This is a genomic window from Streptomyces sp. NBC_00663, from assembly GCF_036226885.1.
Lineage (GTDB): Bacteria > Actinomycetota > Actinomycetes > Streptomycetales > Streptomycetaceae > Streptomyces.
This window is the reverse complement of record NZ_CP109027.1, coordinates 4983490-5004954: the sequence shown is the minus strand read 5'-3', so window position 1 is coordinate 5004954 and position 21465 is coordinate 4983490. Positions and strand designations below refer to the sequence as shown.

24 protein-coding genes and 1 tRNA gene are annotated in these 21465 nt (G+C 70.9%); 12 read left to right on the top strand and 13 right to left on the bottom strand.

Annotated elements, in window-relative coordinates; translation table 11 throughout:
- Window positions 1-120: 120 nt before the first annotated feature.
- The 11 genes from OG866_RS22880 to OG866_RS22830 form a co-directional block, all read right to left on the bottom strand.
- Window positions 121-864, bottom strand: coding sequence for an SDR family NAD(P)-dependent oxidoreductase (locus tag OG866_RS22880; RefSeq protein WP_329337342.1), 744 nt, complete (start codon window positions 862-864; stop codon window positions 121-123).
- Between the two features lie 113 nt (window positions 865-977).
- On the bottom strand, window positions 978-1184 hold the full coding sequence (locus OG866_RS22875; RefSeq protein ID WP_329337340.1) for a DUF4287 domain-containing protein: 207 nt from the start codon (window positions 1182-1184) through the stop codon (window positions 978-980).
- A gap of 72 nt (window positions 1185-1256) precedes the next feature.
- Window positions 1257-2570: a glycoside hydrolase family 36 protein gene (locus tag OG866_RS22870; RefSeq protein ID WP_329337339.1), complete on the bottom strand. Its 1314-nt coding sequence runs from the start codon at window positions 2568-2570 to the stop codon at window positions 1257-1259.
- A 27-nt stretch (window positions 2571-2597) separates the two neighbouring features.
- Window positions 2598-3476 (bottom strand): carbohydrate ABC transporter permease, encoded by an 879-nt coding sequence (locus OG866_RS22865; RefSeq protein WP_329337338.1) that lies wholly within the window; start codon window positions 3474-3476, stop codon window positions 2598-2600.
- Entirely contained in the window at window positions 3473-4453 is a 981-nt protein-coding gene (locus OG866_RS22860) for a carbohydrate ABC transporter permease (RefSeq protein WP_329337336.1), read from the bottom strand. Before OG866_RS22860 ends, OG866_RS22865 begins: the two co-directional genes overlap by 4 nt.
- Window positions 4450-5748, bottom strand: coding sequence for an ABC transporter substrate-binding protein (locus OG866_RS22855; protein WP_329337335.1), 1299 nt, complete (start codon window positions 5746-5748; stop codon window positions 4450-4452). Before OG866_RS22855 ends, OG866_RS22860 begins: the two co-directional genes overlap by 4 nt.
- Window positions 5749-5978: 230 nt before the next feature.
- The gene (locus OG866_RS22850) at window positions 5979-7709 is read right to left on the bottom strand and encodes a copper resistance CopC/CopD family protein (RefSeq protein ID WP_329337334.1); all 1731 of its coding nucleotides are present in this window, start codon (window positions 7707-7709) and stop codon (window positions 5979-5981) included.
- Window positions 7710-7809: 100 nt separating this feature from the next.
- Window positions 7810-8571: an SDR family NAD(P)-dependent oxidoreductase gene (locus OG866_RS22845; protein ID WP_329337332.1), complete on the bottom strand. Its 762-nt coding sequence runs from the start codon at window positions 8569-8571 to the stop codon at window positions 7810-7812.
- Window positions 8572-8907: 336 nt separating this feature from the next.
- Window positions 8908-9375 carry a cupin domain-containing protein gene (locus OG866_RS22840; RefSeq protein WP_329337331.1) on the bottom strand — a complete coding sequence of 156 codons (468 nt, stop codon included), beginning with the start codon at window positions 9373-9375 and terminating at the stop codon, window positions 8908-8910.
- Window positions 9372-9965 (bottom strand): GNAT family N-acetyltransferase, encoded by a 594-nt coding sequence (locus tag OG866_RS22835; RefSeq protein WP_329337329.1) that lies wholly within the window; start codon window positions 9963-9965, stop codon window positions 9372-9374. The genes OG866_RS22840 and OG866_RS22835 overlap by 4 nt, the downstream gene beginning before the upstream one ends.
- Window positions 9958-12030 carry a penicillin acylase family protein gene (locus OG866_RS22830; protein WP_329337327.1) on the bottom strand — a complete coding sequence of 691 codons (2073 nt, stop codon included), beginning with the start codon at window positions 12028-12030 and terminating at the stop codon, window positions 9958-9960. The genes OG866_RS22835 and OG866_RS22830 overlap by 8 nt, the downstream gene beginning before the upstream one ends.
- A gap of 78 nt (window positions 12031-12108) precedes the next feature.
- Between OG866_RS22830 and OG866_RS22825 the strand changes: the two genes are divergently transcribed.
- From OG866_RS22825 to OG866_RS22805, 5 genes are all read left to right on the top strand, one after another.
- The gene (locus OG866_RS22825; protein ID WP_329337326.1) at window positions 12109-12813 is read left to right on the top strand and encodes a siderophore-interacting protein; all 705 of its coding nucleotides are present in this window, start codon (window positions 12109-12111) and stop codon (window positions 12811-12813) included.
- A gap of 25 nt (window positions 12814-12838) precedes the next feature.
- Entirely contained in the window at window positions 12839-13432 is a 594-nt protein-coding gene (locus OG866_RS22820) for an HhH-GPD-type base excision DNA repair protein (RefSeq protein WP_329337325.1), read from the top strand.
- A gap of 55 nt (window positions 13433-13487) precedes the next feature.
- The gene (locus OG866_RS22815) at window positions 13488-14153 is read left to right on the top strand and encodes an HdeD family acid-resistance protein (protein ID WP_329337323.1); all 666 of its coding nucleotides are present in this window, start codon (window positions 13488-13490) and stop codon (window positions 14151-14153) included.
- 73 nt (window positions 14154-14226) lie between these two features.
- Window positions 14227-14520 carry a hypothetical protein gene (locus tag OG866_RS22810; RefSeq protein WP_329337321.1) on the top strand — a complete coding sequence of 98 codons (294 nt, stop codon included), beginning with the start codon at window positions 14227-14229 and terminating at the stop codon, window positions 14518-14520.
- Between the two features lie 54 nt (window positions 14521-14574).
- Window positions 14575-14700, top strand: coding sequence for a hypothetical protein (locus OG866_RS22805; RefSeq protein ID WP_329337320.1), 126 nt, complete (start codon window positions 14575-14577; stop codon window positions 14698-14700).
- Window positions 14701-14724: 24 nt separating this feature from the next.
- Here OG866_RS22805 and OG866_RS22800 read toward each other — a convergent pair whose 3' ends face one another.
- A complete protein-coding gene (locus OG866_RS22800; protein WP_329337319.1) occupies window positions 14725-16323 on the bottom strand; it encodes a helicase HerA-like domain-containing protein in 1599 nt (532 codons plus the stop codon).
- Window positions 16324-16427: 104 nt separating this feature from the next.
- Between OG866_RS22800 and OG866_RS22795 the strand changes: the two genes are divergently transcribed.
- Window positions 16428-16724: a type II toxin-antitoxin system VapB family antitoxin gene (locus OG866_RS22795; protein WP_003999914.1), complete on the top strand. Its 297-nt coding sequence runs from the start codon at window positions 16428-16430 to the stop codon at window positions 16722-16724.
- A gap of 99 nt (window positions 16725-16823) precedes the next feature.
- Entirely contained in the window at window positions 16824-17483 is a 660-nt protein-coding gene (locus OG866_RS22790) for a LytR C-terminal domain-containing protein (RefSeq protein WP_329337317.1), read from the top strand.
- A 114-nt stretch (window positions 17484-17597) separates the two neighbouring features.
- On the opposite strand, the gene upp is transcribed toward OG866_RS22790, so the two are convergent.
- Window positions 17598-18233, bottom strand: a complete 636-nt coding sequence (gene upp, locus OG866_RS22785) for a uracil phosphoribosyltransferase (protein ID WP_059194583.1) — start codon at window positions 18231-18233, stop codon at window positions 17598-17600.
- A 128-nt stretch (window positions 18234-18361) separates the two neighbouring features.
- Between upp and OG866_RS22780 the strand changes: the two genes are divergently transcribed.
- The 5 genes from OG866_RS22780 (at window position 18362) to OG866_RS22760 (ending at window position 21444) form a co-directional block, all read left to right on the top strand.
- Entirely contained in the window at window positions 18362-18544 is a 183-nt protein-coding gene (locus OG866_RS22780; protein ID WP_329337314.1) for a hypothetical protein, read from the top strand.
- Window positions 18545-18776: 232 nt separating this feature from the next.
- Window positions 18777-19322: a tRNA adenosine deaminase-associated protein gene (locus tag OG866_RS22775; protein WP_329344246.1), complete on the top strand. Its 546-nt coding sequence runs from the start codon at window positions 18777-18779 to the stop codon at window positions 19320-19322.
- A gap of 56 nt (window positions 19323-19378) precedes the next feature.
- Window positions 19379-19804 carry a tRNA adenosine(34) deaminase TadA gene (gene tadA, locus OG866_RS22770; protein WP_329344244.1) on the top strand — a complete coding sequence of 142 codons (426 nt, stop codon included), beginning with the start codon at window positions 19379-19381 and terminating at the stop codon, window positions 19802-19804.
- 55 nt (window positions 19805-19859) lie between these two features.
- Window positions 19860-19944: transfer RNA gene (locus OG866_RS22765), tRNA-Ser, on the top strand.
- Between the two features lie 264 nt (window positions 19945-20208).
- Complete coding sequence (locus tag OG866_RS22760; protein WP_329337313.1) at window positions 20209-21444, top strand: sensor histidine kinase; 1236 nt, start codon at window positions 20209-20211, stop codon at window positions 21442-21444.
- The last annotated feature ends 21 nt before the right edge of the window (window positions 21445-21465 follow it).

Genomic DNA, 21465 nt, shown 5'->3' with positions numbered 1-21465 from the left:
GGCGTTGAGGGCACGTTGGGCGGGCGTTGGGACGCCGATCATCGTAAGTTCAAAGACCCCCCACAGTTCAGAGGGCCGAGCCAGGAATCTGGTTCGGCCCCGAGGCGCGTGCGCGGTCGCTCACGTCAGATTCAGGCCACCGTCCAGCACGATCACCTCGCCGGTGAGATAGCGGTGGGCGATCAGCGCGGCCACCAGGTCGGCCACGTCGGCGGGTTGGGCGGGGCGGTGCATCGGGGCGCGGTCGCGCCAGAGTTCGTGGGCCTGCGTCCAGTCCTTCGTCATCGGGGTGTCCACCAGGCCGGGCGCCACGGCGTTGACCCGGACGTCGGGGCCGAGCGCGGCGGCGAGCAGGCGCGTCACATGGTTCAGGGCGGCCTTGCTCGCCGCGTACGGGACGGAGGAGCCCTTGGGGCGCACCCCGGCATGGCTGGTGACGTTCACCACACAGCCGCCGCCGGGTGACTCGCGGAGCGCCGGGAGCGCCTCCGTGCACAGCACCCAGGGCGCGATCAGGTTGACCTCCAGCAGCCGGCGCCAGTCCGCCGGGGTCGCGGCGGCCAGGTCGGCGTGCGGGATGGGCCAGCTGATGCCCGCGTTGTTCACCAGGACGTCGAGGCGGCCGTACCGGTCGAGGACCGCGCCGACCAGGGCCCGGGTCTCCTCCTCCACCTCCAGGTCCGCCCGTACGTACGTCCCGCCGAGCTCGGCCGCCAGCGCCTCGCCGGCGTCGGTGCTGCGGCGCGAGTGCACGACGACCCGCGCCCCGTCCCCGGCCAGCCGCCGGGCGACGGCCTCACCGATGCCCGAGGTGGACCCGGTGACCAGGGCCACGGGACGGTCGTCCTGCTGTTCAGTTCCCATGCCGCTGGATCCTGCCACCGGGGCCCGGTGACCCTGTTGGCCAGGCGGCCCGAGCGCACAGTAGGCCCGGTGTCACCACGCTCCGGGCCTTGGGCGGCACGGTCGGTCCCCCGTTACTTCCCCTCGGCGAGTGTGTGCGCGACCAGGGCGTTTGCGTGGCCGTGGCCCAGGCCGTGTTCCGTTTTGAGCCAGGTGACGAGTTGCATGTGCCGGGTCAGCGGGGAGCTGCGGATCAGCTCCAGCCACTCCTCGACCGGGCGGCCGTACTTCTTCTCGATGGAGGGGAAGTAGCTGGCGGGGCCCTTCACCGGCTCGGTCATGTGACTCACGTCCTTTCGTTGTGTCCGTGTCACCCTCTACGACCGCGGCCGGCGGCGGAAGTAATCGGGGGTTCACCGGTCATCTCCGCCCAGCAGTCGGCGCGTTGTGGCCACACCCCACGGGTCCAGGGACAGCAGCCGGTCGCTGGAGGCCATCAGACCGCCGGTCGCCTCGACGTGCGCCGCCCAGCGCTCGCGGGTCTCCACGGCCGGGCGGGCCATCAGACAGTCGGGGTCGTTGACCCAGAGGCGGCCGTGCTGCCACTGGCGTCCGACGCCGGTGAACTCGGCCGGATCCTGCCCGGGTTGGCTGTAGTCGCCGGCCTCGGGGCGGCGGTGCGGGGCCGTGTCGGGGCTGACCCGCATGGCGTCGAAGAGGCTGATGGAGGGCAGGAGCGGGGCACCGCAGCCCAGCAGGTAGGCGTCCGTCCCGATCGCCTCGCGGATCAGCGCGATGCCGGAGCGGTACGCCTCCAGCGCGTCGACCGGCGCGTGGCGTACGCCGTCCAGGGCGCCCGCGTAGAGGAAGTCGACCTTGAAGTAGTCGTAGCCCTCGGTACGGAGGGTGCGGAAGACGTCCGTCAGGTATGCGGCGGCCTCGGGGTGGGTGGTGTCCAGGACGCGCAGGTCGTGGCCCCAGTTGCGGCCGGCGTGGGTGAAGCCGCCCTCGGTGTCCCGGACCAGCCAGTCGGGGTGCTCGGTGGCCAGGTCGCTCGCCGGGTCGACCAGGAAGGGTGCCGTCCAGATGCCGGCCCGGCGGCCCCGGGCGCGGATCGCGTCGGCGATGTGCCGGCGGGAGCGGAAGCGGCCGGAGAGGGTGAGCCAGTCGCCGAGGGCCTTCTGGTAGCCGTCGTCGATCTGGACGACGTCGATGGGCAGGTCGAGGGTGTCCATCGCGCGCAGGTTCTCGTGGATGTCGTCCTCGGTGACCTGGGTGAAGTACTCGTACCAGGAGCACCAGACGGTGGGTGCCGGGCGCGGGGGCGTCACTCCGAGCGTCTCCGCCCACTCCCCCAGCAGCGACTGGACATCCGTGCCCGTCCACTCCTTCACCGGGCCGTCGGCGCTCACCTCCGCGACGGTCCCGGCCAGGACGAGCCTGATGGACGGGACCTCGCGGACCGGGTCCGGGGCCGCCCAGAGGCGGACCGGGGAGCCGTCACCGGGGTCCAGGGCCAGCAACCCCTCTCCCTGGAAGGCTCCTTCGGGGACGGTGACGCCGGGCCGGTAGCAGACCGTCGCCCAGTTGTCGTTCGTCGGGCGGTACGGCCGGTCGCCGAGGGCGTAGCCGCCGCTGGGGCTCCAGGACTGCCAACCCTCCTCGTGGACACGGGCGTTGGCCAGGTCCACCGGGACGGAGGCGACCGGGGTGAAGGAGTGAAGCACGGTGGTTCTCTTTCAAGTACGAGGGGCTCAGCCCTTGTTGGCGCCCAGGGTGAGGCCGCTCACGAACTGGCGTTGCAGGGTGAAGTAGACGATCAGGGTGGGGATGGCGGTGAGGAGGGCGCCGGCGGCGACGAGGTTGGGGTCGGTGAAGTACTGGCCGGAGAGGTTGTTCAGGGCCGAGGTGATGGGCATGTTCTCGCCGGTGGAGATGAGGACGATGGCCCAGAAGAAGTCGTTGTAGATCCAGATGGAGAGCAGGGTGGCGAGGGCTGCCATGGCCGGTTTGCACAGGGGGAGGGTGATCTGCCAGTACAGGCGCCATACGGAGGCGCCGTCGACGAGGGCGGCCTCGGTCAGCTCGTGCGGGAGGGAGCGCATGTAGTTGCTGAGGACGAAGGCGCAGAAGCCGGACTGGAAGGCGACGTGGATGAGGACCAGGCCGAGGGCGGAGTCGTACAGCTTGCCGCTCATCGTGATGCCCGGCAGGTCCACCAGCAGGTACAGCCGGTACAGCGGGGTGATGATGACCTGCTGGGGGAGCAGGTTGCCGGCGGTGAAGACCAGGAGCAGGGCGAGGTTGAGGCGGAAGTCGAAGCGGCTGACGTAGAAGGCCACCATCGACGACAGCAGCAGGGTCACCAGGACCGCCGGGACCGCGATGAGCAGGGTGTTGCCGAAGTAGTGGAGCATGTCGGACTGCTGGAAGGCGTTGCTGAAGTTGTCCAGGCTCAGCTTGTCGGGCCAGGACACATATCCCTTCTCGCTGGTCTCCGCGTAGGGGCGCAGGGCCGCGAACAGGGCCCACAGCAGCGGGGCGAGCCACGCCAGGGAGGTGACGATGAGGAAGGTGTGCAGCAGGATCCGGGCCGGGCGTACCGGCTTCCCGCGCAGGGCGATTCCGCTCATGCTCGCCGCTCCTTCCGGAAGGTCGCGATCAGGTAGGGGACGATCACGGCGAGGGAGATGACCAGGAGGACGACGGCGATGGCGGAGCCGTAGCCGATGCGGCTGGACTCTCCGATGATGTTGTTGGTGACCAGGATCGAGAGCAGTTCGGTGCCCTGGGCGCCCTTGTTGAAGACGAAGACCAGGTCGAAGGCGCGCAGGGCTTCGATGATGGTGACGACCAGGACGACGGTGTTGGTGGGGCGCAGGGTGGGGAAGATGACGTTCTTGAAGGTCTGCCATTCGCCGGCGCCGTCGAGTGCGGAGGCCTCGCGCAGGGCCGGGTCGACGCTTTTGAGGCCGGCGAGGTAGAGGATCATCATGTAGCCGGCGTGGCGCCAGGAGGCGGCGACGAGGATGGCCCAGAGGTTGAGGTCGGGGTCGCCGATCCAGTCGATGTAGTGGCCGGGGGTGTTGGCGCCGATCACGCTGTTGATCAGGCCGGTGTCGGGGTTGTAGATGAGCTGCCAGACGAAGCCGATGACGGCCATCGACATGACGACGGGCAGGAAGAACGCGGTCTGGTAGACGCGGCTGAAGCGGATCTTCTTGTCCAGCTGGACGGCCAGGAACAGGCCGAAGGGGGTGGGCAGCAGGATCAGCACCACGAACCAGATCACGTTGTGCTGGACCGCGGGCCAGAACTGCGGGTTGGTGGTGAACAGTTCACGGAAGTTGTCCAGGCCGACCCACTTGATGGAGTCGAAGCCGATGCCGTCCCACGTGGTGAACGCCAGCGCGATGGACGCCAGAGCCGTCAGCCACACCAGGGCGACGTGCAGGATCGTGGGGACGCCCGCCATCAGACCGAGGGTGATCCGGTCGCGGCGGGTGAGGAGGCGGCGGTGGCCCGTCGGCCTCTTGCGCGGGGCAACGCCCGAAGGCGACGCGAGGGGCGCCGCCGTCGGGGTCTCGGTGGTCTCGGTGCCGGTCGTCATGACGAGGCGAAGATCGTCTTCTTCTGGCGCTCGACCGAGGAGAGGATGCCGTCGATGCCCTTGGGGTCCCGGATGAACTTCTGAAGCGCGGGCTGCATCACCGTCGACGTGAAGTCTGGCCGGCTGTCGCGGTCCATGAACTGGGTCAGGCTCTTGGCGCCGCTGATCATGTCGTACGCCTTCTTCTGGAGGGCGGTGTACGAGGAGGTGTCGGCGGTGCTGGACGCGGCGACGACACTGGAGTCGGCCTTGAGGTAGAGGGCCTCGGCCTCCGGGGTGCCGAGGAACTCCAGGAGCTTGACGGCGCCCGCGTGGTTCTTGGGGCTCTTGCTCATCATGTAGCCGTCGGTCGGCGCCTCGACGGTGTCCTGCCCGAACTCGGGGCTGATCTCCGGGAAGGGGAAGAAGTCGAGGTCGTCCTGGATGGTCTTGTCGGTGGCCTGCTGGCCCACGAAGGAGCCCAGCAGATACATGCCGGCCTTGCCGGAGAGCATGCTCTGGGCGGCGTCCTGCCAGGTGCGGCCGACGGCACCGTCCTGGTGGTAGGGGAGGATCTCGGCCCACAGGTCGAAGGCCTTGCGGACCTTGGCGTCGGTCCAGGATGCCTTTCCGGCCATCAGGTCGACGTGGAAGTCGTAGCCGTTGGTACGGAAGTTGAGCTGGTCGAAGGTGCCGAGGGCGGGCCAGGCGTCCTTGTCGCCGAAGGCGATCGGAACCAGGCCGTCCTTCTTCATCTGCTTGCACAGGGCGACGAACTCGTCCCACTTGGTGGGGACCGTGTAGCCGTGCTTCTGGAAGACGCTCTTGCGGTAGAAGACCGCCCACGGATAGGTGTCCAGCGGGACGAAGTAGTACTTGCCGTCCGCGCCCTTGCTGAGCTTCTTCATCGCCTCGGGGAAGTTGTCCCCGATCTTCGCCCAGACGTCGTCGAGCGGGGTGGCGAGGCCCTTGGCCGCGAAGAACTGCATGCGGTACCCGGCGAACCAGTTGAACACGTCGTCCGGCGTGCCCTGGAGGTAGGCGTTGATCTGCTCCTGGAACGTGTTGTGGTCCTTGGTGTTCACGTCGACCGTGATCCCGGACTGCTTGGTGAAGGCGGCGTAGATCTCGGCGTACGCCTTCTTCGGCACCGCGTCGGAGCCGTTGGACCCGAGGGTGACGGTCTTCGGGTCGGCGGCCGTGCCGCTGCCGCCGCAGGCGCTGAGCAGGGGGATGCCGGCGCCGAGTACGGCGGCGCCGCCTATGCCGCGCAGCAGGGTCCGGCGGCTGGGTGAGGGGAGGTGGAGGTCGGACATGAACGGCTCCTGAGGGCAGGGTTCGGCCAGGCAGGGCGAAGGGGAATGCTGAAGTCCGTCGTAAACGACCAGAAATCAACTTGACCGAACACGGTTGCGTAATGACAGCCGTATGTCCTGTCATGCGTCAAGAGATGATGGGCACCTTTGTGGAAATGTGACCGACACATACAAGATCGACCAGAAGGCCCGAATAGCCTTCGACCCGTCGGACAAGCCCTCCGGGCCCGCTACCTGATCTCGACCGAGTCCGTCTCGCTGACCTGGTCGGTCTCGGAGATCCGCACGGTCGTCTTCATGGTCCAGGTGCCGGCGAGGGGCAGGCTGAAGTCGTTCGTGCCCCAGTAGCCGCCCCGGTCGCTGAGCCGGGCGTCGAGGGGGCCGATGTCCTGGGACGGGAGCGTGAAGGTCAGCCGCAGCTCGGGGACGGCCGCGAAGCCGCCGTCGGCGCCGAACACCACGGCCTGGATCTGGTTCTGGCCGACCTGGCCCGGGTCGAGGGTGATCTGCACGGTCCCGCGCCCGGCGGCGCCCATGTCGAAGGGCACGTTGGTGACCGAGGCGACGGGCAGCCCGCCGGCCGGGGCCGCGTCGCTCGCCTCCTCCGCCGCCCGCCCGGGCAGCGTGCCGGTCAGCACGGTCGTCAGCACCAGCACGACGACCCCCACGGTGACCTCGACGGCCACGGACCGCCGCAGCCCTCGCCGGTACCCGATCCCCTCCGAGGGGCGGGCTGCCTCTGCCGCCGGAGGCAGCGGCGGCCCGCCCGCCGGCTCCGGCACCCGCTCCGACGCGCGTACGACGCTCTCGGCGTCCACCGTCACCAGCCGTGCCGCCCACTGCCGCGACAGCCCGGCCGCCCCGAGCAGCACGACCACCGCCGTGAGCTTGAAGAGCAGCAGTCGGCCGTACGAGGTCCCGGTCAGCGCCGCCCAGGAGCCGAGGCCTCGCCAGGACTGGTACACCCCGGTCACGACCAGGACGGTCACACAGGCGAAGGCGAGCCGGGAGAAGCGGGCGACCGTGGCGGCCTCGACCACCGACGCCCGGTACAGGGTGGTGACCAGGGCGGTGAGGCCGCCCAGCCAGGCCGCCATCGCGAGGACGTGCAGCACGGAGGAGGCCATCGCCAGCGGCACCTGGATACCGGCCGAGGCGTGCTCGCCGGCGGCCCAGGTCAGGGCCAGGGCGACGGCGAGGACACCGCCGACGGTCCGCGTGCCCTTGGCGCTCCACGCCCTGCGCACCCAGCGCAGATACCCGGCGGTCAGCGCGAGCAGTCCCAGCCGGGCCAGCAGCACCTGGCCGGGGCGGGTCGTCAGGGTCCGGCCGAAGCCGTCGAGGGTCGGGGCCGTCCCCGTCTCGTAGGCCGCCCTGAGCAGCAGCAGAGCGACACTCGCCCCGGCCAGCGTCCACCAGCCCGCCCACAGCAGCCGGGGCAGGATGTTCGCGTCGGCCGGGCGGCAGCCGGCGAGGAAGACGGCCGTGCCGATGAGCAGGGCGGCGGCGAGATAGGCCAGGTAGCGGGCGATGTTGTAGAGGGCGGCCGTCGTCGGGTTCTCGACCGGGCCGGGGTCCACGGACGCCGTGGTGGCCGAGGGCTTGCCCACGGAGAACGTGAACGCGCCCGACACGGGGTGGCTGTCCGCCGAGACCACCCGCCAGGCCACGGTGAAGGTGCCCTCGCCGAGCCCCTCGGCCGGCAGGGTCACCCGGGCCGTGTCCGAGCGGCCCGGCACATGCCCGGCCTCGCCGGTGCGGATCCGCTGGTTCTTCGGGTCCAGGACCCGGAAGGAGTCGTCGAGCAGACCGACGGACTCGGTGAAGGTCAGGGTGAGCTGGCGGGGGGCGGACTTGAGGACGGCTCCGTCCTCGGGGTCGGTGGCGCGGAGGGCGGCGTGGGCCGACGCGGGTCCCGCCCCGCCGAAGAGGAGCAGGACCAGCACGGTGCCCAGCAGCACCAGCCCTTGAAACCGTCGCCGACCTCGGCCACCGTCACGCTCCACGTCCGTACTCCGTCCCGCCGCTCCGGAACATGTACGTACGCGCGCGCCGGAACACTCACCAGGTCGGCCGCGCCGATACTCCTCCGTCGACGACGAGGTCCTGTCCGGTGATCCAGGAGGCGAGCGGGGAGGCGAGGAAGGCGCAGGCGTCGCCGACGTCCTCGGGGCGGCCCAGCCGGCCGAGCGGCGCCTTGCCGAGCCACCGTTCCACTCCCTCCGGCCAGTCGCCGGTGAGCCCCTCCCGGTCGATCAGTCCGGGCGAGACGCTGTTGACGCGCAGGCCGAGCGGGCCGTACTCCAGGGCGGCGGACCGCGCGTGCATGACGACGGCGGCCTTGGCGGCGGAGTAGTGGGCGTGCCCGGCGGCGGGGTGGCCGGCCTCGATGGAGGCGATGTGGGTCACCGAGCCGCCCCCGCCCTCGCTCATGACCTCGGCCGCCGCCTGCGTGCACGCGAACACGCTGGACACATTGGCGTCCACGACCTCCCGCCACTCGTCCGCGCTCATGGCGGCCAGCGCCTGGACGGGCTGCACACCGGCGTTGTTGACCAACGAGTCCAGTCGCCCGCCCCATTCGGCGGCCTCGCGCACCAGCCGGTGACACGCCTCCTCGTCCCGCAGATCGGCCCGCAGCACCGTGGCCCGGGCCCCCAACTCCCTGACGCGCACCGCCACTTCCTCCGCCGCCGCCACCGAGGTACGGCAATGCACCACGACCCCCGCCGCACCCCGCTCGGCGAACCGCAGGGCGATGCCGCGGCCGATGCCGCCACCCGCGCCGGTGACCAGGGCGACCTGCCCTTCGAGGAGTCTCATGGCCGACACAGTGCCGCGATCCGCGCCGCCTCGGCGGGATGCTGCGCCTTCCCGGGGGACAACCCCCGGACCCCCGGCAGAAAAACAGACCCGCGGAGATCACCCGCGTGAACACCGCAGCGCAGACCCGCACCCCACACCGGGACCACCCACCCCTCGACAAATCTCATGGCCGACACAGTGCCGCGATCCGCGCCGCCTCGGCGGGATGCTGCACCATCCCGGGGGACAACCCCCGGACCCCCGGCAGAAAAACAGACCCGCGGAGATCACCCGCGTGAACACCGCAGCGCAGACCCGCACCCCACACCGGGACCACCCACCCCTCGACAAATCTCATGGCCGACACAGTGCCGCGATCCGCACCGCCTCGGCGGGATAACGCGCCACCAGCTCCGTCACGTCCCCGTGTTCGTAGCCCTCGTAGGTGAACCCGGGTGCCATCGTGCACCCGAACAGGGTCCAGGCGCCGAGGCTCCGGCCGCCCATCCAGGTGCCGGCGGGGACGGTCAGCTGTACCGACTGTCCGGCGAGGACGTCGGGGCCGAGGACCGCTGTCCGGGACGTGCCGTCGGGGGCGAGGAGGAGGAGTTCCAGCGGATCGCCGAGGTAGTGGTGCCAGATCTCGTCGGCGGGCAGGCGGTGCAGGGCGGAGTGGTCGGCCGCGGTGAGGAGGGCGACTATGGCGGTGCCCTCCGGGCGGCCGTCGGCCCGCTCGGGTCCCTCCCACGTACGGCGGAACAGACCCCCTTCGCGCGGGATCGGTTCCAGTCCGTAGTGGGCGACGAGGTCATCCGGGGTCACCCGGGGAAGGCTACCTCCCGCCGCAGGAAGGCGAGTTGGGCGTGCTTCTCGGGCAGGTACACGTCCGGGAGGTCGATCTCCGGCAGCACCACCCGCTCCCCCGCCACAAATCCCTGGCGCAGGAAGCGGGCGATCGCCTTCTCGTTGCGCACGTCGGGATCGACGACGACCCGCCGCCGGTCGAGGCCGACCAGGACGTACGAGGCGACGGCGCCGAGCAGCGCGGAGGACCAGCCCGCCCGCGCGCCGTCGGTTCCGGCGGGCGCGAGGAGCAGATGGACGCCGATGTCGCCGGGCTCCACGGCGTAGCACTCGCTGACCCGGTCGGCCTCGGGCTCGTAGGTCTGGAGCAGCCCGACCGGCTCGCCGTCCTTCTCCAGGAGGTAGGCGTGGTGGGTGTCGAGGGTGTCCATGTGGGCGTAGATCTCGGCGACCTGGTCCTCGGTGAGTCCGTTCATGCCCCAGAAGGCGGCGCGTTCCTCGCTGACCCAGCCGTGCACCAGCCCGGCGTCGGCCTTGGCGTCGAGCACCCGGACGCGGACGGTGCCGAAGTCGTCGACGTCCTGCGTGTGGACGTAGAGGTCAGACATCGCTCTCCTTGCTGAGCTGTTCGAAGTCGGTGACGACCGGGACGAGGTCGCCGCCGAGCCACAGGGGCAGTTGATCACGGTGGTGGGGCGAGCCGGGGACCCCGGAGGCACCGAACGGCACCACCCAGCGGCTGTCCGCACGCCGGGCGAGGTCCCAGACGTAGCGGGCGGCGGGACCGCGCGCGGCCAGGTCGGTGAGGCCCGGGACCGCGGAGGTGCAGAGCACACAGTCGTGGTCGCCGGAGAGCCCCGGTTCGTCGTACGACGGGTCGGGCAACGCCCGCCAGGGGAGCAGGCGGTGGGTCTCGCCCCAGGTCTTGACGGGGTTCCCCGCGGCCACCTCCTCGACGGCGGCGCGCACCTCCGCGGGCCGGTCGACGCCGTACAACTCCTCGGCGCGCAGCAGGTGTTCGAGGGCGTAGCCGATGCGCGGGACGAGGCCGAGCCAGGGGAGGAGGACCTCCGGGTAGGCGGGCACGGTGGTGAGCGCGGCGAACGCGGGGTGCGCCGCGAGCCGCCGTACGACCGCGCCGCGCACCGCCGAGTAGAGGGCGGCGGCCGTACTGTCCGCGTCCATGTGGCGGTTCCAGCCGAGGAGGGTCTCCCTGACCTCGGCGGCCTCGGGGCTGAGGTCTTCGAGTGCCGCCAGGTGCTCCAACAGGGGTTCGGCGGAGGCGAGATGGGCGTCCATGTGGATGGCCGGCATGTCGGCGGCCGTCCACTTCTCCTTCTTCGCGAGCAGCGCGGCGATGCGGTTCGCCCGGTGCGGCGGGGCGAACTCGACGCCGAGCGGGGCGGCCGGCCCGCGCTGGTTGGCCATCACGGCGACGCCGTCGGTGAGTTCGCCGTACGGCATCTCGTGCCAGCCGGTCCACTCGTGCCCGGCCTCCCAGGCGGGGACGATCCGGGTGCGGTTGGCGGTGGACCGTACCGGCACCCGGCCCGCGACCCGGTGCAGCAGCCCGCCCTCGGTGTCGGCGGCCTGCACGACGTTGACCGGCTCGGCCCAGCGGTCGAAGGCCCGGTCGACGTCGGCGACCCGGCGGGCGCGCAGGAGGGGCAGCAGGGTGCTGAAGCCCAGGTCACCGGTCACCCGGGGCGGGTTGCGCAGGCTGAGGGCGAGCGGGGTGGCGTCGTCGCTCCCCTCGGATCCGTCGTCGAGGCCCTCCGGGCCACCGGCGATCACCGGCCCGCGCGCGGTCTCGATGACCTCGATCTCCACCGGCTCCTCACCGGCGACCTCGATGGTCTCGGTGTGCCGGGCGGCGCGCCGCCAGCTCCCGTCCGGGTCGAGGGCCTCGACCCCGGCGCCGGTGCGGCGCAGTTTCTCGCTGTACAGGTCCTGGTAGTCGGCCATGGCGTTGGTGATGGCCCAGGCGACCGTGCCGGTGTGGCCGAAGTGGGCGATGCCGGGGACGCCGGGGACGGCGAGGCCGACGACGTCGAACTCCGGGCAGGACAGGTGGATCTGCTGGTAGACGCCGGGGTCCTCGATGAAGCGGTGCGGGTCGCCGGCGATGACGGCGTGGCCGGTCGTGGTCCGCTCGCCGCTCACCAGCCAGCCGTTGCTGCCGGAGGTGCCGGGGCCGTCGATGGCGAACAGTGCGACGGCCGCCTCGCCGAGATGCCGGACGGCCTGCTCGCGCCAGAGCTTCGCCGGGAAGCCCGCGAAGAGGATGTGGGTGGCGAGCCAGACGCCGAGCGGGGTCCAGGGCTCCCAGCGGCCGGGGGTGCCGAGGGGGAGGTCCGTCTCGGCCAGACCCTCGTTGACGCCGTCGACGTACGCCCGGACCCAGTCGGCCGTTTCGGGGTCTTTCGCGGCGAGGTCGGTGAAGCAGCGCCGCGCGGTGTCGTCGACGCGGGCGCGGCGGACGAAGCGGTCCCAGGGGAGGGCCTCGACGCCGAGGAGGGCGGCCGAGGTGCCGTGGGCGCGGCGCCGTTCGACCTCCAGCTGCCAGGCGCGGTCGCGGGCGGTGACCCGGCCCTGGGCGCGGGCGAGTTCACGCACACTGTCGGCGCGCAGATGCGGGACACCCCAGGCATCTCGGTAGATCTCGGCGCTCACGCTGGGGCTCTCCTGTGCTTTAGGTTAGGCTCACCTAAGTAGGTCGTGGTGAAATCGTACGCGAGGGGTGAAGAGGCGATGGGGCAGGGGCACGGCTGGGAGGGCGCGGTCCTCAGACTGCTGCGGGCGAAGGACTTCGTCCTCACGGTGACCGGCGCCGAGGACGTCACCCCGCACTACCGGCGGCTCCGTCTCACCGACGGCGGTCTGCTCGCCGCGACCGGTGTGCATCCGACGATGTGGGTGCGGCTGTGGTTCGCCGCCGCGGGCAAGCCGCACCAGCGGGCGTACACGCTCGTCGACCCGGACCCGGCGGCCGGCACCTTCAGCCTGGAGTTCGCGCTCCATGAGGGCGTGGCGAGCGACTGGGCCCGCGCGGCGAAGCCCGGCGACACGATCGAGGCCACGGTCCACGGCACGGAGTTCACCCACCCCGACCCCTCTCCGACGCACGTCTTCGTGATCGGTGACCCGGCCTCGCTGCCCGCGATCAACTCCCTGCTGGCCGCGCTCGACCCGTCCCCGGCGACGATCTGGTTCGAGGGCGCCACCGACGGCCTCCCCTTCCGCACGGACGCGTCCCGCCACGACGTCCGGACCGGCGACGACCTGGTCACCCGGGTGAAGACCGACCTCCCGGACCTCCTCAGGGCCCACCCGGACGCGTACGTCTGGATCGCCTGCGACACCAGGACGACCCGCACCCTGTCCTCCTACGTCCGCAAGGACCTGGGCGTCCCCAAGGAGCGCCTGCACGCGCTGGGGTACTGGCGGGCGGCCTGACCCGCGGCGCGGCATGATCGGAGACATGGACGTCTCCCTGCACCTCGCCCAGGACCCCGAGGCCGACGCGCTCCTCGGGCGTTCCCCGCTCGCCGCGCTCGTCGGGATGCTGCTGGACCAGCAGGTCCCGATGGAGTGGGCGTTCAAGGGGCCCCGGACGATCGCCGACCGGCTCGGCGCCGACGACCTCGACGCCCACGAGATCGCCGCCCAGGACCCGGAGGCCTTCGCGGCCGTGCTCTCCGACAAGCCGGCGGTCCACCGCTACCCGGGCTCCATGGCCAAGCGCGTCCAGCAGCTGTGCCAGTACCTCGTCGAGCACTACGACGGCAACGCCGAGCTGGTCTGGAAGGGCGTGGCCGACGGCCGCGAACTGCTGCGCCGGCTGGAGGAGCTGCCCGGCTTCGGCAAGCAGAAGGCCCAGATCTTCCTCGCCCTGCTCGGCAAGCAGCTGGGCGTCACCCCGAAGGGCTGGCGGGAGGCCGCGGGCGCCTACGGCGAGGCGAAGTCCTTCCGGTCCGTCGCCGACATCACCGGACCGGAGTCGCTGACGAAGGTGCGGGCGCACAAGCAGGAGATGAAGGCCGCCGCCAAGGCCGCCAAGGCCGCGAAGAAGTAAGCCGTACGGTCCAACCCACCGCGCGCCACGGCCGTACGCGGTCCAAGCATGGACCATGACCGAGGCACCGCACGGCTCCTCCTGGAGCCGGGAGTACGACGACCGCAAGGTCCACGCGCAGCAGGCTCCGCGCGGCGGCCATGAGCCGGAACCACCCTTCGAGGGCCCCCTGCACGCGCTGTCCAAGGCCGCCTGGCAAGTGGTCCTGGTCACCGGGCTCGCCTCCCTCGTCCTGGGCGTCCTGGTACTGGTCTGGCCCGGCTCCACGCTTCTCGCCACCGGCATCCTCTTCGGCGTCTACCTCGTCGTCAGCGGTGTCTTCCAGCTCGTCTCCGCCTTCGGCACGCACAAGACGACCGGGCTGCGCGTGCTCGCCTTCATCAGCGGCGCCCTGTCGATCCTGCTGGGCCTGTTCTGCTTCCGCGGCCCCATGCAGTCGATCCTGCTGCTCGCCCTGTGGATCGGCATCGGCTGGCTGATCCGCGGCATCACCCAGACCCTGGCCGCCGCCTCCGACCCGTCGATGCCCGCCCGCGGCTGGCAGGTCTTCCTCGGCATCGTCACTTTCATCGCCGGGATCGTCCTCATCGACTCCCCTTTCGAATCGGTCGCCGTCCTCACCGTGGTCGGCGGGATCTGGCTGGTCGTCGTGGGTGTCGTCGAGATCGTCACGGCGGTACGGATGCGCGGGCGGGCCCAGCGGATGCCGCGCGAAGTGTGACGGGGTAACCCGTGCGGGCGGATCTGACGGGCGACGCGAGGAACCTCGTACTCCCCGGGGCAGACCAGCAACCATGAGCAGCACCCGAACCTGGCTCCGCGCCTTCGTCCTGCTGCTCGCGCTGCTCATGCCCGGCGCCCACACCGGGGCGCACGCGGCGGTGCCGGTCGCGGCGAGTGAGGTCGCCGAGTACGACGTCCTGGACACGGTCCTGCGACCGGCTGCCCAGCATCCCGTCGCCCCGCTGCGTCCCGCGCCCCGGGCCGAGCCCCCGGCCCCCGTCGTCCCGGAGCGCCCCCCGCTCCCGGCGCCGCCGCGCCCGTCGTACGCCCAGCTCACCCTCCGCACGGTGGTCCTGCGCTGCTGACCGGCCCTCGCGACAGAGGCCGTTTCAGCAACGAACCCAAGGAGCACGACCGCCATGCCCGTCGACCCGTACGCCGTCCTGCGCGCCCTGCTGCGCGCCGAGGCCGCCCGCAACACGCCCAAGCCGCAGGATCGGGAACAGCAGCCGCAGCGGCCCCCGCAGGAGCAGCAGGGCCGCTGAGCCGCGCGTCCGGCGGACGCGGACCTACCGTTTCCGCCGGGCCGTACCGAAGATCGAGCGGGTGATCTCACGGCCGATCTGTGTGCCGACGGAGCGCGCGAGAGACTTGAACATCCCGCTGCCGACGACCTGTTCGACGACGGAGGGGTCCTCCTTGGCCTTCGGGGTGGCCTTGGGGGTCGTCTTGGGAGGCTCCGTCATCTCGTCCGGGCCCTTGGCCCCCCGCGTCGCGTTCAGCTTCTCGTACGCCGACTCTCTGTCCACAGCCTGTGCGTAACGTCCGTGGAGCGGCGAGGACTTGACCGCCTCGTAGAGGGCGGCGGGCTCGATCGGGCCCATCAGGGACTCGGGGGCGCGCAGCCGAGTCGCGGCGACGGGGGTCGGGGCGCCCTTCTCGCTGAGCACGGTGACCACGGCCTCACCCGTCCCGAGTCCGGTGAGCAGCTCCTCCAGGTCGTACGCCGAGTTGGGGAACGTCTTCACCGTCGCCTTCAGCGCCTTCTGGTCGTCCGGGGTGAAGGCCCTGAGCGCGTGCTGGACGCGGTTGCCGAGCTGGGCGAGGACCTCGCCGGGTACGTCCTTCGGGGTCTGCGTCACGAAGAAGACGCCGACCCCTTTCGAGCGAATCAGCCGGACGGTCTGCGTGATGGAGTCGAGGAACGCCTTCGAGGCGTCGTGGAAGAGCAGATGCGCCTCGTCGAAGAAGAAGACGAGCTTCGGCTTGTCCGCGTCGCCGACCTCGGGCAGGTCGTGGAAGAGGTCGGCGAGCAGCCACATCAGGAACGTCGAGAACAGCGCGGGTCTGTCCTGTACGGCGGGCAGTTCGAGGACGGAGACCATGCCGCGCCCGTCGGACGCCGTACGCATCAGGTCGGCGGTGTCGAACTCGGGCTCACCGAAGAAGTCGGCCATGCCCTGCGCCTCGAAGGCGGTGAGGGAGCGCAGGATCACGCCGGCCGTGGCGGTGGAGAGGCCGCCGATGTTCTTGAGTTCGGGCTTGCCCTCGTCGGAGGTCAGGAAGGTGACGACGGCCCTGAGGTCCTTCAGGTCGACGAGTTCGAGGCCCTTGGTGTCGGCGTAGTGGAAGATCAGGCCGAGGGACTGCTCCTGGGTCTGGTTGAGCTGGAGCACCTTGGAGAGCAGCAGCGGGCCGAAGTCGGTGACCGTCGCCCGTACGGGGATGCCGTGCCCGATGCCGCCGAGGGCGTAGAACTCGGCCGGGAAGCCGGTCGCCGTCCACCCCTGATGAACCTCCTGCGAGCGGCTGCGCACCTTGTCACCCGGCTGCCCCGGCGCCGAGATCCCGGACACGTCACCCTTGATGTCGGCCAGGAACACCGGCACGCCCTGCGCGGAGAGCTGCTCGGCGATCAGCTGGAGCGTCTTGGTCTTGCCGGTGCCGGTGGCGCCCGCGACCAGTCCGTGCCGGTTCAGCATCGGCAACGGGATCCTGACCTGCGCGTCCGGCAGACACACCCCGTCCCACAGCAGGGCGCCGAGATCGAGGGCGGGGCCGGCGAAGGCGTACCCGGAAGCGATCTCCAAGGCCTCCTTCGGAAGCGCGGGGGCACTGCCCGGCGCCTCGGCAGCGGTGGCCGGCGGCATGGTCTCGCTGTCACTCATCTCAGGCACCTGTTCCGGTTTGCCCCCGTTCATGGCATCTTTTCCAGCATCACACTCCGTCGCCATGGCTGCGCCCGGAAGGTCTTGACCGGTAGGCTTTCCGTGTGATCTTCAAGCGCATCGGAAACGGCCGGCCGTACCCCGACCACGGCCGGGAAAGCACCCGGCAGTGGGCGGACGTCGCGCCGCGCCCGGTCCGCCTCGATCAGCTGGTGACGACCAAGGGCCAGCTCGACCTGGAAACCCTGCTCGCCGAGGACTCCACGTTCTACGGCGACCTCTTCGCGCACGTCGTGAAGTGGCAGGGCGACCTGTATCTCGAGGACGGCCTCCACCGCGCGGTACGGGCGGCGCTCCAGCAGCGCCAGGTGCTGCACGCGCGTGTGCTTGAGCTGGATTAAGTGGCCACGCTGTAGAGGGTTGGCCCTTTCGGGTTCACCTGACCCGGATCCAATGATCATTTAGTAGGCATCGCCGCCCCGGCGCACTACGCTGCGCCCATGAGCATGCTGACTCCCCCAGGCATGGGCGGCAAGTACCGGATCACGGGGGACAAATACCCGCGCATGCGCCGGCCCCGGAGGCGCGGCAGGCTCGTGCTGGCGCTGGTGGCCTCCGTCGCCGCGCTCGGCCTCGTCGGCTGGGGCACGCTCCAGCTCATCGGCATCTTCACCGGCAACGACGACGAGGCATCCGCGGCGGGCCCCAAGGCGGACTGCGCGACGAAGGCGTCCCCGTCGGCCTCGGCGTCCACGTCCGCGTCCGCGTCCGCGTCGCACTATCCCAAGCCGGCGCAGATCACCGTCAACGTCTTCAACGCCACGCCCCGCGCGGGGCTCGCCAAGAAGACGGCGGACGAGCTGAAGAAGCGCGGCTTCAAGATCGGTGACGTGGGCAACGCGAGCGCGGAGTTCGACAAGAAGGTCAAGGGCGCGGGGCTGCTGGTGGGGCGTACGTCGGCTGTGGGCACGTCGTTGCCTGTGCTGGGCACGCAGTTGGGTGGGGCCGAGACGCGGGCTGACGGGCGTAAGGGGGCCGACGTCGATCTGGTCATCGGGACCGGGTTCAAGTCCCTGACGGCCAAGGCGGCGGCGGACAAGGCGCTGGCCGCGCTGGGGAACCCGCAGCCTGCGCCGAGTTCTTCGAAGAAGGCCTGCTGAAAGGCTTTTAAGGGCGCGGGGCTGTATCGAAACGCGGCTCCGCCGCGGGGCGCGACAAGCCACATACGGCCGTCAGTCGCAACGCATCCGCACCCCTACGGCGAAACCGCGCCCTTACTCAGCAGCACCGTAAAGACGGTCGCCCGCGTCTCCCAGGCCCGGCACGATGTAGCCGTGCTCGTTCAGGTGGTCGTCGACCGCTGCCGTCACCACCGTCACCGGGGTGCCCGCCAGTTCGCGTTCCATCAGCTCCACGCCCTCGGGCGCCGCGAGCAGCACCACGGCCGTCACATCGTCCGCGCCGCGCTTGATGAGCTCACGGATGGCGGCGACCAACGTCCCGCCCGTGGCCAGCATCGGGTCGAGGACGTACACCTGACGGCCCGAGAGGTCCTCCGGCATGCGCGAGGCGTACGTGGACGCCTCCAGCGTCTCCTCGTTGCGGATCATGCCGAGGAAGCCCACCTCGGCGGTCGGCAGCAGACGGACCATGCCGTCGAGCATGCCGAGGCCGGCGCGGAGGATCGGCACCACCAGGGGGCGCGGGTAGGACAGCTTCACGCCGGTGGTCCGGGCGACCGGCGTGTTGATGTCGACCTGCTCGGTGCGCACGTCGCGCGTGGCCTCGTAGGCGAGGAGGGTGACCAGCTCGTCGGCGAGACGGCGGAAGGTCGCGGAGTCGGTGCGCTGGTCGCGCAGCGTGGTGAGCTTGTGGGCGACCAGAGGGTGGTCGACGACGTGGAGACGCATGTCCACAACAGTAACCGGGCCCGCCATGCCCGGCGTCCCGGCAACGGCAAACCTCCCCTCACCCGTGCGCTGGCATCAAACCCCCCGACAGAGGGAAAGTGGGAGGGACGTGACGGGGTGGTGTGCCTATGCCAGTGCCTGTGCCGGAGCAGGACCCACAACAGGAGACCGACGCCGAGCGCCGCAGGCGGCGCGCCCAGTTCCTGCGCGATCTCGCCGAGGCCCGGGAGCTGCGCGACCGTGTCCAGCCCCGGCGCGCCAAGGCCGCACGGCTGCGCCACGCCATGCGCATGCGCACCTTCCGCTGGTAGGCCTTGGGCCGTTCTTGGGCCGCCTGATGCGTGTGCCGCACCGTCAGCCGCGTACGATCCCGCTGGTGGACGATCAAAACGGGCGGACACAGGGTGCCGAAGACGTCCCCTGAACGCTCCGTTTCTGCCACGATTCCGAGTGGGTGGGGCTCGGAGCCAATGCCTCCCCGCCCGCAGACCTCCGCCGGGGGGACCCCCAACCGGCACGCCTATGACCAGTGGGAGAGTCACGGTGTACTTCGCCGCACTGCTCGCGCGCACCGAAGACGGGTGGGAAGCGAGCGACACAGAGCTCCTCGACAATGTGGAGACGCTGTCGGATCTGGCCGACCTCGCCCGGGAAGCCGCGGCCGAGGACGACACGGTGCTCGTGCTGATCGAGCAGGAGGACGCCTGGTTCGGTGTCGTCCGCATCGACGGCGAGGACGACCCTCGTATCTACGTCTCGGACGCCGCCGCCGCTGCCCGCAGCAGTTACGGCGAGATCCTGCTCACCGACGAACTGCTCGGAAGGGAGCCCGGCGGCGACGACGCCGACCTGGAATCCCTCGACCTCGACGGCACCGAGGACGGCGAGGACGAGGACGACGACAACGACGACAACGACGACAAGGGCGGCGGCTCCGCCGAGGCCGTGCCGCACGGCCCGGTCGGCGACCCCGGCGTCCTCGACGACCTGGGCATCAGCGAGAAGGAGCTGAAGTCCCTGTCGCAGGACGCGCTCGGCGAGATCGCCGAGGCCCTGGGCGCCTCGGAGGTCCTGGAGACCGTCCGCTGACCGGGGAGACCTCAGGGGGTCCCCCGGACCCGGTGCGTGACCTGTGGCGGGCCGCGATGCGGCTCGCCCTGGACGAGGCCGGGAAGGCCGGGCCCGATGTGCCGGTCGGGGCCGTCGTACTGGCCCCGGACGGCACCACCGTCCTCGGCTCCGGGCACAACGAACGCGAGGCGGTCGGCGACCCGACCGCCCACGCGGAGGTCCTCGCGATCCGCCGGGCCGCCGTCCGGCTCGGCGAGTGGCGGCTGACCGGCTGCACGCTGGTCGTCACCCTCGAACCCTGCACGATGTGCGCGGGCGCGCTCGTGCAGTCCCGGGTGGACCGGGTCGTCTACGGCGCCCGCGACGAGAAGGCCGGCGCGGCCGGTTCCCTCTGGGACGTCATCCGCGACCGGCGGCTCAACCACCGGCCCGAGGTGATCGAGGGCGTCCTCGCCGAGGAGTGCGCGAGCCTGCTCACCGAGTTCTTCCGGGAGCGCTGAGAGCACCCGGATACCGATTTCAAACCATGCCCCACCTTGCTGTAAGGTCTCCCTCGGTAGCGTGTCCGAGCGGCCGAAGGAGCTCGCCTCGAAAGCGAGTGTGGCGCAAGTCACCGAGGGTTCAAATCCCTCCGCTACCGCTTGAGGAACAGCCCCCGACCAGGGAAAACGGGTCGGGGGCTGTTGCGTGTACGGAGCGCGCCGGGCGGTCGAATTCCGTTTGTCGCGTCTCCGGCTTGGGCAAAAGTAAGTGGCGTGTCCGCACCGCACTCCTCACCCCAGAAACGCGAGGCCCCCCACGTGCTGTTAGGAACGTCCCCCACGACAGATCTGCTGCCACGTCCCCTTCGGATACGGATCCCCGCGACACCGGTGCCGTCCAGACCCTCCGCCGACAAGGATCGGTGCGTCGGTCCACAGCGGTGATGCCGCCGAAGTACGCCATGACCCTCATGTCGGTCATCCTGGCCGGATTCGCCGTCATCGGCGTCGCAAACCTGATCAAGGTCTCGCACACCCCGCAGGGGCTCACCCTCGCCTCCGCCGTCGTGAGCTGCTGTTACGTCCTTCAGATGGCGCACTGTTCGCCCTCGGCCCGCGGCCGCCTCCAGGTCGTCAACCGGCGCTTCCCCTGGACGCTTGCCCTCCAGGCCCTGCTCTCCCTCAGCCCGGTGCTGTTCCTCGGCCACCAGTCGGGCGCCCTGGCCGGCTTTCTCGCCGGCGCCTGCACGGTGCTGCTGCGCGCCAAGCTGGCGTACGCGCTGTTCGGTGTGATCAACGTGGCCGTCCTCGTCACCGCCCTGGCAACCGGGGACGACCTCTTCACGGCCGCCTTCATGGTGCTGTCCTGCGCGTCCATCGGTCTGATCACCACCGCGCTGAGCCGGCTGGTCGATCTCGTCACCGAACTGCACCGGCGGCGCGAGGAGTCCGCCTGGGTCGCGGTGTCCCGGGAACGCGTGCGGTTCACCCAGGACCTGCACGACCTGTTCAGCTACAGCCTGTCCGCCATCACCCTGAAGACCGAACTGGCCAACCGGCTGATCGGCAAGGACGACGCCCAGGCACGCCAGGAGCTGTCCGAGTCACTGGCGATCACCCGCGCCGCCCTCGCCGACGTACGCACCGTGGTGCACGGCAGGCGTTCCCTACGGCTGGTCGACGAGGTCGAGCTCAGCAAGCGCGTGCTCGACTCGGCGGGCATCGAGATGACGACCGAGGGCGACTTCCGGCACATCGAACCGCGGGTCGGCAATGTGCTCGCGGTGGTGCTGCGCGAGGCCGTCACCAACATGCTGCGGCACAGCCGGGCCACCCGGTGCGAGATCACCCTGGCGACGACGTGCGACGGACAGCTGCGGCAGCTCGAACTCACCGTGGCCAACGACGGGGTGAGCGGTCCCGCCGCCGACGGCCCCCATGTCGCCTCCGAGTCCCAGCACGGCGGCAGCGGGCTCGAGCACATGGCGGCGCGCGCCGGACAGGTCGGCGGCAGCCTGCGCACCGAGAGCGTCGACGGCTGGTTCGTCCTCGTCGTCCGCGTCCCCGCCCTGCGGCCGCCCGCCGCGCCCCCGGTGACCGTCGCCACTTCTCCGACGACCTTCGAGCACCTCTCTAGCGGGCCCGAGCACGGTCTCTGAGCCCCGGGCGGCCGGGCCGGA